At 59.3% G+C, this 16,021-nt stretch carries 13 protein-coding genes; 4 read left to right on the top strand and 9 right to left on the bottom strand.

Annotated features, from left to right (window positions below; genetic code table 11):
* Positions 1–100 precede the first annotated feature (100 nt).
* Genes ACA079_RS02325 through ACA079_RS02315 form a run of 3 tightly spaced genes read left to right on the top strand, consistent with a single transcriptional unit; the run spans position 101 to position 3,086 of the window.
* Positions 101–1,276 (top strand): NAD(P)/FAD-dependent oxidoreductase, encoded by a 1,176-nt coding sequence (locus ACA079_RS02325; protein ID WP_497702443.1) that lies wholly within the window; start codon positions 101–103, stop codon positions 1,274–1,276.
* The gene (locus ACA079_RS02320; RefSeq protein WP_497702442.1) at positions 1,273–2,085 is read left to right on the top strand and encodes an aldo/keto reductase; all 813 of its coding nucleotides are present in this window, start codon (positions 1,273–1,275) and stop codon (positions 2,083–2,085) included. The genes ACA079_RS02325 and ACA079_RS02320 overlap by 4 nt, the downstream gene beginning before the upstream one ends.
* A gap of 32 nt (positions 2,086–2,117) precedes the next feature.
* A complete protein-coding gene (locus ACA079_RS02315; protein ID WP_497702441.1) occupies positions 2,118–3,086 on the top strand; it encodes a metal ABC transporter ATPase in 969 nt (322 codons plus the stop codon).
* Between the two features lie 145 nt (positions 3,087–3,231).
* On the opposite strand, the gene hldE is transcribed toward ACA079_RS02315, so the two are convergent.
* From hldE to ACA079_RS02300, 3 genes are all read right to left on the bottom strand, one after another.
* Positions 3,232–4,653: a bifunctional D-glycero-beta-D-manno-heptose-7-phosphate kinase/D-glycero-beta-D-manno-heptose 1-phosphate adenylyltransferase HldE gene (gene hldE, locus ACA079_RS02310; RefSeq protein WP_134419769.1), complete on the bottom strand. Its 1,422-nt coding sequence runs from the start codon at positions 4,651–4,653 to the stop codon at positions 3,232–3,234.
* A 125-nt stretch (positions 4,654–4,778) separates the two neighbouring features.
* A complete protein-coding gene (gene msbA, locus ACA079_RS02305) occupies positions 4,779–6,587 on the bottom strand; it encodes a lipid A export permease/ATP-binding protein MsbA (RefSeq protein WP_497702440.1) in 1,809 nt (602 codons plus the stop codon).
* A gap of 15 nt (positions 6,588–6,602) precedes the next feature.
* Entirely contained in the window at positions 6,603–7,775 is a 1,173-nt protein-coding gene (locus ACA079_RS02300; RefSeq protein ID WP_497704273.1) for an O-antigen ligase family protein, read from the bottom strand.
* Positions 7,776–7,887: 112 nt separating this feature from the next.
* Between ACA079_RS02300 and ACA079_RS02295 the strand changes: the two genes are divergently transcribed.
* The gene (locus ACA079_RS02295) at positions 7,888–8,493 is read left to right on the top strand and encodes a BUD32 family EKC/KEOPS complex subunit (RefSeq protein WP_497704272.1); all 606 of its coding nucleotides are present in this window, start codon (positions 7,888–7,890) and stop codon (positions 8,491–8,493) included.
* On the opposite strand, the gene ACA079_RS02290 is transcribed toward ACA079_RS02295, so the two are convergent.
* The 6 genes from ACA079_RS02290 to ACA079_RS02265 all read right to left on the bottom strand — a co-directional run bounded on the left by ACA079_RS02290 (position 8,488) and on the right by ACA079_RS02265 (position 15,884).
* A complete protein-coding gene (locus tag ACA079_RS02290) occupies positions 8,488–9,582 on the bottom strand; it encodes a glycosyltransferase (protein WP_497702439.1) in 1,095 nt (364 codons plus the stop codon). The two genes, ACA079_RS02295 and ACA079_RS02290, sit on opposite strands and share 6 nt — an antisense overlap.
* Before the next feature lie 142 nt (positions 9,583–9,724).
* Positions 9,725–10,681, bottom strand: a complete 957-nt coding sequence (locus ACA079_RS02285; RefSeq protein ID WP_497702438.1) for a glycosyltransferase family protein — start codon at positions 10,679–10,681, stop codon at positions 9,725–9,727.
* The gene (locus tag ACA079_RS02280; protein ID WP_497702437.1) at positions 10,678–12,108 is read right to left on the bottom strand and encodes a PIG-L deacetylase family protein; all 1,431 of its coding nucleotides are present in this window, start codon (positions 12,106–12,108) and stop codon (positions 10,678–10,680) included. Before ACA079_RS02280 ends, ACA079_RS02285 begins: the two co-directional genes overlap by 4 nt.
* Positions 12,109–12,116: 8 nt before the next feature.
* Complete coding sequence (locus ACA079_RS02275; protein ID WP_497702436.1) at positions 12,117–13,013, bottom strand: antimicrobial resistance protein Mig-14; 897 nt, start codon at positions 13,011–13,013, stop codon at positions 12,117–12,119.
* Complete coding sequence (locus ACA079_RS02270; protein ID WP_111449306.1) at positions 13,013–14,143, bottom strand: glycosyltransferase; 1,131 nt, start codon at positions 14,141–14,143, stop codon at positions 13,013–13,015. The genes ACA079_RS02275 and ACA079_RS02270 overlap by 1 nt, the downstream gene beginning before the upstream one ends.
* Positions 14,127–15,884, bottom strand: coding sequence for a carbamoyltransferase family protein (locus ACA079_RS02265; protein WP_008146248.1), 1,758 nt, complete (start codon positions 15,882–15,884; stop codon positions 14,127–14,129). Before ACA079_RS02265 ends, ACA079_RS02270 begins: the two co-directional genes overlap by 17 nt.
* Between the last annotated feature and the right edge of the window lie 137 nt (positions 15,885–16,021).

Here is a 16,021-nt window from a genome sequence, read left to right as displayed (position 1 = left end):
CCCTGTAGGAGCTGCCGAAGGCTGCGATCTTTTTTCACGTCTTAGCTGCGATCCACGAGTCTGTATACTGCGCCCTCGTCTTGAACACTGAGGTCGCTGCATGCCATCCGTTATTTCCACCGACGTTCTGATTGTCGGCGCTGGTGTCGCCGGCCTCTGGCTGAATGCGCGCCTGCGCCGCCAGGGTTTTTCGACCGTGCTGGTGGAAAGCGCCAGCCTCGGTGGCGGGCAAAGCGTGAAGTCCCAAGGCATCATCCATGGCGGCGCCAAGTACGCATTGCATGGCGCCCTGACCGGTGCCTCGGAAGCCATCGCTGACATGCCTCGGCGCTGGCGTGAAGCCTTGGCCGGTGACGGCGAACTGGACCTGACCGGCGTGCGCCTGCTGTCCGAAGCTCATTACCTCTGGTCCCCCGGCACGATCGCCGGCAATCTCACCAGTTTCTTTGCCAGCAAAGCGGTGCGCGGCCGTGTCGATCAGGTCAAGGGCGAGCAACTGCCGCCCGCCCTGCAAGACAAGCGTTTCAAGGGCAAGGTCTACCGATTGGCGGAACTGGTGATCGACGTACCGAGCCTGATCCAGCGCCTAGCCGATCTGGCGGGTGATGGCCTGCTCGCCGGTCAGAAAATCGAACCGCTGCTGGAAGGTGGAAAACTGGTCGGTCTGAAGGTCGACGAGCGCGAGATTCGCGCCCAGCGCATCGTCTTGAGCGCCGGCGCTGGTACGGCAGCGCTGCTCGAAGCCCTGGGGCTGAGCCAACCCGCCATGCAACGCCGGCCGTTGCACATGATCATCGCCAAAGGTCCTGGCCTCAAACCGCTGTATGCCCACTGCCTGAGCGGCGGCACCAAGCCGCGCATTACCGTGACCACCCATCCGGCCGCCGATGGTCAATGGGTCTGGTATCTGGGCGGCGATATCGCCGAAGCCGAAGGTGTTGCCCGCGCCCCCTCCGAGCAAATCGCCACCGCGCAGAAAGAACTCGGCCAGTTGCTGCCATGGATCGACCTGAGCACAGCGCAATGGGCCACCCTTCGAGTGGATCGCGCCGAGCCACTGCAATCGGGACTGACCCGTCCTGACAATGCATTCCTTGCCGAAGAAGGCCGGCTGCTGGTCGGTTGGCCAACCAAATTGGCGCTGGCTCCGGACTTTGCTGATCGCGTCATCGCCTCCCTGCAGCGCGACGGCATCCAGCCAAGCCATCCGTTGCCGCTGCCCGACCTGCCAAAACCGCCGATGGGCGTCCCTGCCTGGGAGCAACTGCTGCCATGAGCCAACCGACCTTGCACGATCTGCATCGCCCGCTGGGCAGCACCGGCCTGATGGTTTCGCCACTGGGCCTGGGCACGGTAAAACTCGGCCGTGACCAAGGCGTGAAATATCCCAACGGCTTCCAGATTCCTGATGACGACGAAGCGCGCATGCTGCTCAAACTCGCGCGCGACCTGGGCATCAACCTGATCGACACTGCACCGGCCTATGGCCGCAGCGAAGAACGCCTCGGTCCGTTGCTGCGGGGTCAGCGTCAGGATTGGGTGATCGTCAGCAAGGTTGGCGAAGAATTTTCCGACGGCCAGTCGAGCCACGATTTCAGCGCCACCCACACCCGACTGTCGGTGGAACGTAGTCTGCAACGGCTGGAAACGGACTTCATCGATCTGGTGCTGGTGCACTCCGACGGCAACGACCTGGCGATCCTCAACGACAGCGAAGTCTATGCAACCCTCGCCGAGCTGAAGAGCGAAGGCAAGATTCGCGGCTTCGGTTTTTCCGGCAAAACCGTCGAAGGTGGTTTGAAGGCTCTGGAACAAGGTGATTGCGCCATGGTCACCTACAATCTGAACGAGCAGAACGAGAAGCCGGTCATTGACTATGCTGCTGCTCACGGCAAAGCCATTCTGGTCAAAAAAGCCCTCGCCAGCGGCCACGTATGCCTGAGCCCGGGCGTGGACCCTGTTCGCGCCAGCTTCGAGTTGTTGTTTGAACATCCGGGCGTTGCCAGTGCTATTGTCGGGACCATTAATCCGCTGCACCTCGCCCATAACGTCGCGACCGTTGCCCAGGTCCTACGTAGAAACTGATGCCGCCCACGCGGCCTTAAGCAGGAGCCGACATGCCGCGTACGCTCATAAGAAAGAACCCGAGCAACTTCAAGACCCTGCCGTTAATCGTCGAAGCGACTCCCGAAGGCCTGAGTTATCAAAGCGTCGGGATGCCGCTCAATTTCTCCCAGACGCTGCAACGTCGCCGCCCGGTGACGGTAGCCGACACTCAGCGGTTTTCGCTTGAGTTGGCCAACCTCGGGGTTTCGGTGCGCCTGACCCTGCATTGGCAGAATCGCGATTACTGGGTGTTGGTGCGTCAACGTCGGCAAGACCGCGGCGACGTGGTGCTCAAGCTGATCTCCGGCTACGTACCCGCCCATGAGCTGAACCTGCCGCTGCACACCGCGATTCAGGAAATTGCCGAAGAGTGCTTGCTGGAAACCCCGGAAGGCTGGCTCGGCGGGCGTTTCAATGACACTTGGCTGCCGGCGCCCTACTCGTCCGCGCTGCATTATCGCGAAGCCCTGCCGTTTCGCCTGACGCCGCTGTCCGGTTCGGCGCGGCCGGTGCGTTGCGCCAAGATGCAGTTGATCGAACGCCCGCGGGCTTACGTGCATTTGCCGACGGCCTCGCTGCAATTGATCTATGACTTGCGCCTGGACGTACCCAAGGAGGCCAAATCCCTGAGTCTGTTCCATGTCGACGAACGACTGGAAGGCGATCAACTGGTGGCCCGCCTCGATCGAAAACGTCCTGATTTGTACTTGATGCCGCTGCAGGACGGCCAACCGATGGCCGAGCTCTATACCTTGAAAAAGGATCAGCTGTACCCGGCGAGTACTCGCGGGTTGTACCTGGCAGAGAGTTTTGCCCAGCAGGAAGGCTGGCTGGTGAGAGATGAGCGAATTCGCTGGAAGGATTGGGTGCGACAACAGGGCTTGAGCCCGCCGGGGAAGGATTCAGGTTTGGCGCGGTTGCGTGGGAAGGCGAAGCAATTGCTGAAGAGAATCGTACCGCGCAAGAAAGTCAGCTCTTAAAGCAAAAGATCGCAGCCTCGTTTCACTCGACAGCTCCTACATTGAAATGCAATTCCCTGTAGGAGCTGTCGAGTGAAACGAGGCTGCGATCTTTTGACGTTTCGATAGCAGAGAATCAAAAAAAGATCGCAGGCTTCGCCAGCTCCTACGACTTGCGGATCTTCTCGACAATCGCGGTAGTCGAGCTGTTTTCCACCAGCCCCAGCACTTTCACCGTTCCGCCGTAAGCGGTCACGATGTCCGCGCCAACCACCTGCTCGATTCCATAGTCCCCGCCCTTGACCAGCACATCCGGCTTGACCTCGCGCAGCAGGTTTTCCGGGGTGCCTTCAGCGAAGCTGATCACCCAATCCACGGCGCCCAGACCTGCCAGTACGGCCATGCGACGGTCGACGCTGTTGATCGGGCGACCCGGCCCTTTCAGGCGGCTGACCGACGCATCGTCGTTGACCGCAACGATCAAGCGATCGCCCTGGGCCCGCGCCTGTTCGAGGTAGGTCACGTGGCCGGCGTGCAAAATGTCGAAGCAGCCGTTGGTGAAGACGATCTTCTCTTTATGCGCACGCGCATCATCGACCGCCAGCAACAGCTGCTCAAGGCCGAGTACACCGCGCTCGGAACCTTCTTCACGCTGGATGGCGCGACGCAGTTCCGGTGCGCTGATGGCTGCCGTACCCAGTTTGCCGACCACGATGCCCGCCGCCAGGTTGGCCAACGCCACCGCGTGGGGCAGTTCTTCGCCAGCGGCAATGGCGGCCGCCAGGGTGGAAATCACCGTGTCGCCGGCACCGGTCACATCGAACACTTCACGGGCACGGGCTGGCAGGTGCAGCGCCGGATGATCAGGACGCAGCAAGGTCATGCCGTGTTCGCCGCGGGTCACCAGCAACGCGCCGAGGTCGAGGTCATGCATCAGCTGCGCGCCCTTGCTCACCAGCTCGTGCTCATCGGCGCAACCGCCGACGATGGTTTCGAATTCGCTGAGGTTCGGGGTGATCAGGCTCGCACCCCGGTAGATCGAGAAATCCTTGCCCTTGGGATCGGCCAGCACCGGAATGCCACGGGCACGTGCAGCCTGGATCAGCACCTGATGGTTTTTCAGCGCGCCTTTGCCGTAATCGGACAGCACCAGCACTTTGATGCCTTCGAGCAATTCGTCGACTTGCTCGCCCAACGCCAACGCGTCGGTGGCGAAAGGTTCTTCGAAGTCGATACGCAGCAGTTGCTGGTGACGGCTCATGACCCGCAACTTGACGATGGTCGGCTGGTGCGCGATGCGCTGGAACAACGCCCGCACGCCAGCGCCCTTGAGGCTATTGGCCAGGCTGTCGGCGGCTTCATCGTCGCCGGTCACGCCGACCAGCGAGGCCGGTGCGCCGAGGGCGGCAATGTTCAACGCAACGTTGGCGGCACCGCCCGGGCGGTCCTCGATTTGCTCGACCTTGACTACCGGTACCGGCGCCTCAGGGGAAATCCGTGAGGTACCACCATGCCAGTAACGGTCGAGCATGACATCGCCGACCACCAAGACAGGGGCTTGATCGAATCGCGGCATGGACAACTTCATGGAGCAACCCACATACAAAATGAACAGGGGCGCGATATTAACACAGGGTTGGCGTGGGCTTGCGCATGGCATTAATGAGAGGATTTTTTGTGGCCACCACCCCTCGGTGGCGGCCAGCGGGGGGGTCAGGCGATACCCGCAGTAACCGGCTCGTCCAGGCCCATCGCATGCAGGCGCGAGTAGTAGCCGTTTTGCTCCAGCAGTTGAGCGTGGGTGCCGCGCTCTACGATTTCGCCATGGTCCATGACCAGGATCAGGTCGGCTTTCTCGATGGTCGACAACCGGTGAGCAATCACCAGCGTGGTGCGACCTTTCATGACCTGATCCAGTGCCGCCTGAATGTGCCGCTCGGACTCGGTGTCGAGTGCCGACGTTGCTTCGTCGAGAATCAGCAACGGTGCGTTCTTCAACAAGGCCCGGGCAATCGCCAGGCGCTGACGCTGGCCACCGGACAGCAACACGCCGTTTTCGCCGACCTGGGTGTCCAGGCCTTGCGGCATCTCCGAGATGAAGTCCATCGCGTAAGCATCGGTGGCGGCTTTTTCAATGTCGGCACGCGGTGCGCCGGCCAGGTCACCGTAGGCGATGTTGTTGGCGATGGTGTCGTTGAACAAGGTCACATGCTGCGTAACCTGCGCCACGTGCCGACGCAGATTGCGCAGACGATAGTCTTCGATCTCCACGTCATCGAGCATGATTTCGCCGGTTTCGTGGTGATAGAAACGCGGAATCAGGCTGGCCAGGGTCGACTTGCCGCTACCCGAGCGACCGACCAGGGCGATCATTTGCCCCGGTGCCGCCGTGAAGCTGATGTTCTTCAGCACTTCACGCTCGGTCCCTGGATAGGTGAAGCTCAGGTTGCGCACGTCCAGGTGGCCGCTGATGCGATCGCGCTCGACGGTACCCAGGTCAATCTCGGGTTCGACGTCCAGTTGCTCGAAAATGCTCTCGGCACCGGCAACGCCTTTCTGGATCGTCGAGCTGACTTCCGACAGTTGCCGAATCGGCTTGGGCAACAGGCCCGCCGCAGTAATGTAAGCCACCAGGTCACCGGCGGTGGCATCGCCGCGCAGGAACAGCACCAGGAACATCAGCACCGCCATGGCGGTGTAGATCACCAGTTGCAGCATCGGCGTGTAGACCGCGCCGGTCTTGGTCATGCGCAGTTGCTTGTCAGTGTTGCTCTGACTGGCTTCGGCGAAACGACGCTCTTCGTAGCTCTCGCCGCCAAAGCTGCGCACCACACGGTAACCCTGGATGGTCTCGGAAGCCACGTGAGTCACATCGCCCATCGCCACCTGGATTTTCTTGCTCTGCTTGCGGAATTTCTTGCTGGTGCTGCTCACCATGACCGCGATGATTGGCAGGATCGCCAGCATCACCAAGGTCAGTTTCCAGTTCATCCACAACAGGTAAGCAAACAGGAACACCACGGTCAGGCCTTCACGAATGACCACTTTGATGGCGTCCGTGGCCGCACCGGTAACCATGGTCACGTTGAAGGTGATGCGCGAAATCAGGTGCCCGGAGTTATGGGTGTCGAAATAACGGTTGGGCAATACCAGCAACTTGTTGAACAGCTCGACACGCAAGTCGTGGACCAGCCCCAACGATACTTTGGCCAGGTAGTAGTTACCCAGGAAAGACCCCAGGCCTTGCCATGCGGCGATCAGGATGATCAGCAGCGGCACGGCCATCAGCAACTGCAAGTCTTGCAGATAGGGAACAGTCGGGAAGAGCACCGCTTCGGGGTTGCTCAGGCCATCGACGAAATATTTGAGAATCCCCGCGAGCATGGGCTGCGTCGAGGCAAAGATCACGAAGCCGACGATACTCACCAGGAATAGGCCGATATAGGGTTTTACATAACCCAACAGCCGAAGATAGATTTTCAGGCTGGAATCCTGTCCCGCTTTGGGCGGTGCGTCACTCATCGTAGAGCTCACTCGTTAGGAAGAACGCGAAATTTTATCACAATCGTCGGAATTGACCCGCGCCCATACCAACACACTGGCCAGGCCAACGGGTAACCAACTGATGAACCACTCGGCCCTTGGCGTTCCAGCCAGGCTGGCCGCATCGAATTGCATGGCCAGGGTTGAAAATACCCATATGCCGATGACGCCTTGACCATATAGCGTTCCCCGGGCTTTCCAGGCCTCCCGTAAAACGGCAAGCCATACCGCACACCACAACAACAGCCCCGGCAGACCCAGTTCGATGGCGACATGAGTGAAGAGGTTATGAGCGTGGTCAAAGGACAAGCCGTCGGCGAGCACTTTATAGTTGCCGCCAAGGCCCAGACCGCGCCATGGGTGCTCGGCAATCATTTGCAAGCTTGCCATCAGAATTTGCGGACGATAGGAAACACCGCGAGCCATAACCAAAGGCTCGAAGAACCAGAAAGCCAACATCGCCACTGTCAACGCAGATACCGCAACGACGCGACTGCGTCGATCGCGGCACCAGATCGGCATGACGAGCAACGTCAGGAACAACGCCAAGGCAGCACCACGACTCTGGCTAAGCACGACAAACATGCCAAGGAAACCCAGCGCTACGACCCAGACCGCTTGCATCCAGCGCGCGCGCGGTACCCAATGAACAAGCCACACGGCCGCCAATCCAATAACGTAGCCACCCAAAATCGGGTGAGACAACTCGCCCAAACCTTCAACGCGCGCGTACCAGACGTTGCCATCAATCCCATAAAATTTGACGGTGGCAACCAACGCAGTCAACGCCAGCCCAATACCGCCCCATTGCATGGTACGAATGATTCGCTCGGGCCGGGCATTGGCAAAAACCGGAAAAAAAAGCAGGAATACGCCGATGTACAACAACCGTTTGACTTCGCGACTCGGTGCCTGGTCGTTCGTCCAAGAGAGACTAATCAATGACCAGACCAGCAGACCGAGCATCGGCAGGTAGACCCAGCGCTGCTCATACAGGAGTTCTCTGATCCGAGCCCGCGCTGGCCAGCTGAACACCATGGCCGGCACCCATAGCAGTGCAACCAGCCCTTGCTGATAAAGTTTGTTGGTAGGCGCAACGGCGATAGCCAGCAGAAACCACAACAGACCTGACGTCATCCATACTTGCGCCCAACGTGTTTCTTGCATCAAATTGCTCCTAAGACAACCCACCCTACCTAACCCGGCATGGTTAAAACCGAAACTTTTCGGCATCATTGCCCGCCACAGTGCCCGCGCAATTCCAACAAGGCTTTCTATGATGCAATGCTCCCGGCTTCCGCAAGACGCTTTAAATCAAATGATAGAAGCCGCCAGAGTACTGGAGGCCGACAGCTACGGCCCGAAAGTTTACCTGTTGCAGGATGGGAATATCCTGAAACTGTTTCGTCGCAAGCGTATTTTATCTTCCGCGATGTTTCGTCCGTACTCGAAACGCTTCATCGACAACGCCGCCGAATTGCACAAGCTTGGCGTACCCACCCTTCAGGTCCTGCAGTTCTATCGACTGCAAACCCCTGGCATGACGGCGGTGCTTTACCAGCCCCTGCCGGGAGAAACCTTGCGCCAGATCGCCAGCAAGGAAGGATTCAACTGGCAGCAGACACTGCCGGCTCTGGCGGGGCTGATACGTAGCCTTCATATGTCGGGGATCTACTTTCGCTCACTGCACCTGGGCAACATCGTTGTCACACCGGACAACCGAATGGGCCTGATCGATGTAGCGGATATGCGTTTCTTGCGGGCGCCACTGCCCAAGCATCTGATCAAGCGTAACCTGCAGCATTTCGCCCGCTATATTGCGCGCGAAAACCTGAACGACAGCTTTCCAATGCAGGCACTCGAACAAGCTGTTCTGGCATCATGAAAGCAATGCACGGGCCGTCTGACTGAAGTTCAGCCAGGCCTGGTCAGGGGCCAGCTCCTGATATTGGCCTGCCGCGATATCTTTCGCAGAAGCGCTGAACGCTCGCACAATAATATCGCTCCAGGCGCTGACATCCTCTACGGGGGCATACCAACCCGTGTCGGCCAACTGCTCGCGAAACACTGGCAATTCGCTGGAAATTACGGGGACACCCGCCATCACCGCCTCTTGCATAATCAGTCCCAGGCCCTCGTCCAGTGAAGGGATAGCGACCCAGTCGAAAGCCCTGTAAAGCCGCGCGGCATCATTCAGATGGCCGGGCAAGGAGACACTCGCGCGCAACCCCAGATGGTCAATGCGTGCTTGCAGCGCTTCTCTGGAAGGCCCTTCACCGATAATCACCAATCGCAGATCGGGTCGCTGCTTCAATGCAGAGGCAAAGGCCTCGATCAGACAGGCAAACCCCTTATTTTCCACCAATCGCCCCACCGCACCGAGCACAGGCGTGTCATCCATGGGCAACCCCAACCGGGCGCGGGCGTCCTCGCGAGGGAGTACCGAGGAGCGAAACGCGGCAGGGTCGAACGCACTGCGCAGTGTCATGACCGGCATTTGAAGGTCTCGGCCCAGCGAGGCCGCCAAGGTGTTCGACACTGCGACCAATCTCAGCTGGGACGTCGAGAGCTGGTGGAAGAGGGCTCGATCTCCGGTACGAACTCGCGTGGAACCATGAACAATCACCACCGCGTGGATGTTTGGCATTGTTTTGAGAAGGGGTAAAAGTGTGCGAGCTACTCCCAAGCCATCGAGCAGCAAAAGGTGTGCCCCACTCTGCTTGAGGGCTCTCTTGAAAGAGGCCTGCATCCAGGGCTTCATCAGCCGCCAGAAATGCCGCCCTTTCAAACGGGCGGAGGACAGTTTCCATTCCCGGGTTTCGCCAACATTCACTCCAGACCCTGACGCGCGGCCCTGAAGCAACCAGGTCTTGACCGATGCGGTAGGGCCGACCTGCGACAGTATTTGCTGATGAACCTTGTGAATCGATGCGAACGGCGCACCGCCGGACCACATAACGTTAAGGATACTCATAAGGCAACAAGCCAACGCATGGAACTATGCAGGTACGCTGCGGCGCACTTAGTTGATAAAACAGCCAATGCAGACTCCCGGCATTAGAGACAATGCAAACTTGATGTGTTCGCTATGAACGCGCGCCTTGCGTTGATGCCTGTCAAACGCCCAGCTTCAGACGCACTTTTTCCAGCAGACTCAACGGCGCGTGAGGACGCAATGCTGGTTCGAGCTCCTCGACGATACGCTTCCCGATACGCGCAAAGCTGAACTGGCCAACCACCAGTTCACGACCATTGCGAGCGATATGCTGCGCCAGCTCCGGGTCAGCCCGCAGCCTCGCGAGTTTTTCCTGAAGCTGCGGGATACTTTGATAGAAAACAACGTTGTGCATATCGTGCAAACCCAGCGCGCTGCTTTCAGCCGCGCCCTGATCATAAGCCAGCAGCACACAACCACACGCCATGGCCTCGAAATTCTTGATCATGAATTCGCCCATACCGACGTCGGCGCTGACGAAGTAGCGAATACGGTTAAGCGTATCGCAGTATTCCTCACCCGACTTGGTACGCGTCACCACCAGAGGTTCGACGCGCGCCAACTCATCGAGCAGTGCTTTGCGGCCGCTATAGGCGACGCTGTTGGTACTGCCTACAAATGCCAGTTCGATATCTCGCTCACGACCTTGATCTTGCAGCAGCGACTGGTCGTAGCCCTTGGGAACGAACACCGCATCGAAACCTTCCTCACGCAAGCGCTGGCTGACCATGAAACCCGAGCTGATCACCCGCGCCCAGGGTAGCTTGCGGTAATGCGCGCTGAACTTTCCGGTGTACTTGCACGGGATGTAATTCTGGTACGCATCGTGTTCCAGAATAACCAGATTGGGCAGGGTCTGGATGAACCTCACCTGTCTGATTTCTTTTTTGAAGCGCAGGAAAAAAACAATCCGGTCGTAGCGGGTCACATCGACATGCTTGCGGAAGTATCCACGCAAGTCGTCCTGCTCCGCGCTGGTCAACTCGCGCTTGTCGCAGTCGCAGTGCTCGGCGATACCGTCATACAGTCGATCGAGGATCGCTCGCTGCTCTTTCTGCACCAGAAACAGAACTTTCAATTGGTCTCTCTCTTTCCAGACAGCTCTTGGACCCAGAATAATTCGTGGCGCCGCACCGCTTTACGGAAGAACTCGTTTTCGCCGAATGCCGGCCAGCGTCGGGCCGCCAGACAACGCTGGATCGCCCGGCGAAGTAGACGCTTGAGGGGAAGTCGGGGCTGAAGGTCGTGCATCATGCCCAGCGACATAGCCTTGTGCCACTGCTTTTCGGTCGACAGACAAAGCGCCCAGGGCCGCAACGGTTCGTGATTATTGATCTGTGGCGGCAGTGTCACACCGGTCCCGGCATCACCCATTGGCCAGCGATCGTTGTCGTGTAGATGATTGGCGTAATGCAACAAGGTTTCGGGCTGCCAGGCTGTACCGTTCAGTGCCTGCATCACCGCTTGCTGTGAGCATAGATGGTCTGGGTGCGGGTCGAAACGTGGATGCGGCAAAACGATGACCTGAGGCTGGATGCGCTCGATCAACTCACTCAGGTCGGCCAGCAGATTGTTCCAGGACGGTATGCCATCGACGTCACTGCCCAGGGCAAACGGATTGAACCGTCGAAAATATCGGGTATCACCAAGCTGTGCCTCACGGGACACCACGGCCTCGGTCGGCGCGCTTTGCATGGCGGACAATTGCAGGCAGAAATACCCCAACTGAATACAGCGTTCCTGAGGTACGCCGCCCCACAACGGCACGCTGAGACTGTCCCAGGCACGAAGCGAGCCTTTCAGCCGAGACGCTTCGACACCGCTGAGTCCCATCTGCTGATAATGCCCGGCCTCGATTTCACCGGCGGTCAAGGTCACGATCCAGCTTTGACTGGCGCTGCTGTACAAACCGAATGCGGCCAACTCGGCATCGTCAGCGTGGGGCGCGATCACCATCACCCGTTGACGACTGTAATCCGGATGCTCGAACGCCCTGAGCACCGGCTCACCCAGCAGTCGGCAGAATCGCCCGCGCAGGCGTAACTCACCTTGCGACAGCACCTGCGCCTGCCCACTGAGGTTGAGGTAACGCAGGCCGTTCACACCACGCTCGAAGGTTTGTCGGTCCGGGTTATCCCCCCCCGACAGCTCGACCACGGGATCGATGAAGCGTCCCAGCCAGGTGCTTTTTATCCGCAGCGCCAACACCAGGGTGGCGTCGTCGACCAGCATGACGCCGTCGTCCAGGCGCAAACGCTCACCGTCAAGGTGAACCTTGGGCTGCTGGGTATACGGTGGAAAGCTGTATTGATAATCGTCTTTGGGCGAATAAAACAGGTGGTCGGCGAACCAGGCCTCGTGGGCAATCCAGCCCAGAACCGCGAGCACCAACGGCAGCCACCAGGTCACCAGCACACCCATGGCAATCAATAGCACCAGCGCGATGAGCAGACCAATGCGTTTGTTGCGCCGATGGCGCTTGAGCAATTGCTGTTTGCGGTTCATGGGCTGACTCATACGGTGAACACCGGCACAGGATTGCACCAGCGATCCTTGTATTCACGGTCGGCGCGACCGAAAGAAAAGCGCAACGGTTTGTCCAACGCCCGGGCATGCTCCCAGGCGCTTTGCGTATTGAGAAAACTCAGCACGCTGCCCGGACTGAATTCGCGGGTTTCGGGATCGACGCCGCCATTGATGTACTCGACGCTGATCCACTGCGGTGTCTCGACACGGTAGACCAGTTGTATCGCTATCGGCGCATCGTTGAGGAAAATCACCGAGCCGATCAGCAAATCACGCAGCAACTCGATGACCTCAGCCATGCGCTCGGCCCCCGTCGCCGGGAAGCCCCAGCGACGCTGGAACAGGTCGCAATAGATCGCCGCCAGTTCACTGCTGGAAAACTCGGTGACCGGCCGAACCACTCCGCCCGCTTCTTCCAGCAATCGCAATTCACGGCGCTGGTTGTAGCGAAACTTCTTCGACAGTTCTTCGGGAGTGCGGGCCATCGCCAGCTGTTCAGCCTGCAACTTGATACCGGTGAAGCGGCCTTCATTCAGAGCCGACAGGTAGCGCCCACGATGACGCAGCGGCGCTTGTGCATCGGCAGCGGCCGGCAGGATGAACTCGGCATTACCGAGATCGAACAGACCTTTTTTACCGCAACGCTTGAGCACGTCCTTGGACAAGGCGAGGTCGCGGCCCCAGGTCGGGATCGCGGCTTTGACTTCACCGTTTTGCTCCCAGGCCAGGTAGCGCACAGGAATGTCGGCCAACTGTGCCAGTCGCTCGACCACCATGGGATGAGTGGCGACGCTGCCGCCATATCGTTGCCAGGCTTCAGCATATGTCGAGGCGTCGACTACCGCCCAGCCACGTTCGCGCCAGCCTTGAAATCGGTTGAGCATCAGCCCCTCGGTGCCAGTTCGGTAACGTGCGGCAAACGCCAGAAAGCATCGCGCACCGCGCGGTCGGAGAAGCGTTCACGCAAGCGATCGAGCATCAGCTCGGCACACTGGTGACGTTGCTGCTCGTCCATCGCGGCCAGATGTTGCAGCCCTTGAGCCAAGTGTTCGGCATCGCCCAGCGGGAACAGAATACCGACGCCCTCGACCACTTCTTTCGCCCCGCCACACGCCGTGGCAAGCAAGGGCACGCCGGCAGCCATGGCCTCCAGCAGCACCATGCCGAACGGTTCGTGATCGGAACTCAGGGCAAACACATCGAAGGCACGGAAATAACGTCGGGCTTCAGGCACCTGACCGAGGAATAGCACGCGGTCGCCGATACCCAACTCACGAGCCAGGGCCTTGAGGTCCTGTTCCAGTCGACCGGCACCAAGAATCACCAACTGGCTGCTGGCCGGTAAACCCGGCAACGCCGCAGCAAAACCGTGCAGCAGCGTGGTCTGATCCTTATCCGGATGCAGCCGTCCGACATTGCCGACAACCCAGGCATCCGGCGCCAGGCCGAGGGTTTCCCGGGCCTCGCGAACCGACACCTGGCTGTCCTGCAAGGTCTGCACATCGATACGGTTATAGAGCGTCTGAATCCGCGCCGCCGGCCACTTCGGCAGGCAATGGCGCATGTCGTCGCGCACGGCATCGGAAACCCCGAGCAGGCTCAGGCGTTTGCGGAAAATATTCGCGAAGAGTTTGCGCGTGCCGCGCTTGTAATCGTCAAACGCGTGATGCACGCCAATCACCGGCAACGACGTGCCGAGCAAGGCGATATAAATAGGTTTGAAACGGTGAGCGATGCAAAAACTGAAATTGCGCGAGGCGGCGATCTTGCGCAGATCGCTGATCGCGCCCAGCTTCAGGCCACGAATGGCCTTGGAGCTGTATTCCATGAACAGCACTTCATCGGAAGCGCAGCCCGCGGCGACTTCGGCATCGGCAGCCCCGGTCAGAAACACCGTGGTCACTCGATAACCGGTCCCCGCGAACAGGCTGGCGTACTGCCGGGCGCAGTCTAGAAACGGCCCATCATAGCCGTGACAGAACTGCAGCACATGGCGTTCAGCCGAGCGTGTCATATGCGTCCGCGCCCTCTTTGACCACCAGGATGTCTTCCATGATCAGATACTGTAGATCGGAACCGAAGAACATGTTCAGGGCATCCGTCGGCGAGCAGATCATCGGTTCGCCACGACGGTTGAGCGAGGTGTTCAGCGACACGCCGTTGCCGGTCAGCACTTCCAGCGCCTTCATCATGTCGTAGTAGCGCGGGTTGTATTCGCGCTTGAGCACCTGGGCCCGCGACGTACCGTCTTCATGGACGACTTCCGGCACGCGGGTTTTCCACTCTTCCGCCACTTCAAAGGTGAAGGTCATGAACGGCGCCGGGTGATCGATCTTGATCATCTGCGGTGCAACGGTGTCGAGCATCGACGGGCAGAAAGGCCTCCAGCGCTCGCGGAACTTGATCTGGTGGTTGATGCGGTCAGCCACGCCAGTCGCACTCGGGCAACCGATGATCGAACGACCGCCCAAGGCGCGCGGACCGAATTCCATGCGGCCCTGGAACCAGGCCACCGGGTTGCCATCGACCATGATTTTGGCGATATTTTCCGGCATGTTCTCAAGCTTGCGCCATACCGGCTTGCTCGGGTGACGGGCACACGCGGCGAGCACGTCTTCGTTGGTGTACGACGGACCGAGGTAGACGTGTTCCATCTTCTCGACCGGCACACCACGGGCGTGGGACACATAGGCCGCCGCGCCGACCGCGGTGCCGGCATCGCCGGACGCAGGCTGCACGAACAGTTCTTTAACGTCATCGCGGGCGATGATTTTCTGGTTCAGCTTGACGTTCAACGCACAGCCACCGGCGAAGGCCAGCTTGCCGGTTTCCTTGAGCACGTCGCCCAGGTAATGGTCGATCATCTGCAGCGAGATCTTTTCGAACAGCGCTTGCATGCTCGCGGCGTAATGGATGTACGGCTCGTCGGCGATGTCGCCTTCGCGCTTCGGACCCAGCCACTCGATCAGCTTCGGCGAGAAGTAGAAACCTTTGCCCTTCTCTTTATAACGACGCAGGCCGATGACGTTGGCGTAGTCGGTGTTGATCACCAGCTCGCCGTTCTCGAACGAAGCCAGGCGCGAGAAATCGTATTTGCTGGCATCGCCATACGGCGCCATGCCCATGACCTTGAACTCACCGTCGAGCATCTCGAAACCGAGAAACTCGGTGATCGCGCCGTACAGGCCGCCGAGGGAGTCCGGATCGAAGAATTCCTTGATCTTGTGGATCTTGCCGTTTTCGCCGTAACCGAAAAAGGTCGTGGCGTACTCACCCTTGCCGTCGATCCCGAGGATCGCGGTTTTCTCTTTGAAACCGGAGCAGTGATAAGCGCTGGAGGCGTGGGCCAGGTGATGCTCGACCGGCTCGATCTTGATTTTCTTCGGATCGAAACCCAATTGCTCGAGGCACCAGACAATCTTGTTGCGATAGCGTTTGTAGCGACGGTTACCCATCAGGATCGCGTCGAGCGCGCGGTCCGGGGCGTACCAGTAACGCTTGGCGTAATGCCAGCGAGCCTTGCCGAACAGGCTGATCGGCGCGAACGGAATCGCTACCACATCAACGTCGGATGGCTTGATGCCGGCCTGCTCGAGGCAGAACTTCGCCGACTCGTAAGGCATGCGGTTCTTTGCATGTTTATCGCGCACAAAGCGCTCTTCCTCAGCCGCCGCGACCAGCTTGCCGTCGATGTACAAAGCTGCGGAAGGATCATGGCTAAGGGCGCCGGACAGGCCAAGAATCGTCAATGCCACAGGGGTCTAGCCTCTTTAGTCTGCATGCAGGCGCAAGGCGCCTCAAAGATGAATGTGCCCTCGCAAAGGGCGAGTGGCAGCTAAAGGGCGGGATTATAGCTTAAAAGCGACGGCAAGCCTCTAGCGGGAAGTGGCAA

Source organism: Pseudomonas sp. LBUM1645 (genome assembly GCF_059716185.1).
The sequence above is the reverse complement of the archived record's forward strand: the minus strand, read 5'-3'. Positions and strand labels throughout refer to the sequence as shown.

Excerpts from the sequence above, each read along its gene's own strand:
- ACA079_RS02315 (WP_497702441.1), top strand. The coding sequence starts at position 2,118 with ATGCCGCGTACGCTCATAAGAAAGAACCCGAGCAACTTCAAGACCCTG.
- ACA079_RS02300 (WP_497704273.1), bottom strand. The coding sequence starts at position 7,775 with ATGCAAGAAACACGTTGGGCGCAAGTATGGATGACGTCAGGTCTGTTG.
- ACA079_RS02295 (WP_497704272.1), top strand. The coding sequence starts at position 7,888 with ATGCAATGCTCCCGGCTTCCGCAAGACGCTTTAAATCAAATGATAGAA.
- ACA079_RS02290 (WP_497702439.1), bottom strand. The coding sequence starts at position 9,582 with ATGAGTATCCTTAACGTTATGTGGTCCGGCGGTGCGCCGTTCGCATCG.
- ACA079_RS02280 (WP_497702437.1), bottom strand. The coding sequence starts at position 12,108 with ATGAACCGCAAACAGCAATTGCTCAAGCGCCATCGGCGCAACAAACGC.
- ACA079_RS02325 (WP_497702443.1), top strand. The coding sequence starts at position 101 with ATGCCATCCGTTATTTCCACCGACGTTCTGATTGTCGGCGCTGGTGTC.
- ACA079_RS02275 (WP_497702436.1), bottom strand. The coding sequence starts at position 13,013 with ATGCTCAACCGATTTCAAGGCTGGCGCGAACGTGGCTGGGCGGTAGTC.
- hldE (WP_134419769.1), bottom strand. The coding sequence starts at position 4,653 with ATGAAGTTGTCCATGCCGCGATTCGATCAAGCCCCTGTCTTGGTGGTC.
- ACA079_RS02270 (WP_111449306.1), bottom strand. The coding sequence starts at position 14,143 with ATGACACGCTCGGCTGAACGCCATGTGCTGCAGTTCTGTCACGGCTAT.
- ACA079_RS02320 (WP_497702442.1), top strand. The coding sequence starts at position 1,273 with ATGAGCCAACCGACCTTGCACGATCTGCATCGCCCGCTGGGCAGCACC.
- msbA (WP_497702440.1), bottom strand. The coding sequence starts at position 6,587 with ATGAGTGACGCACCGCCCAAAGCGGGACAGGATTCCAGCCTGAAAATC.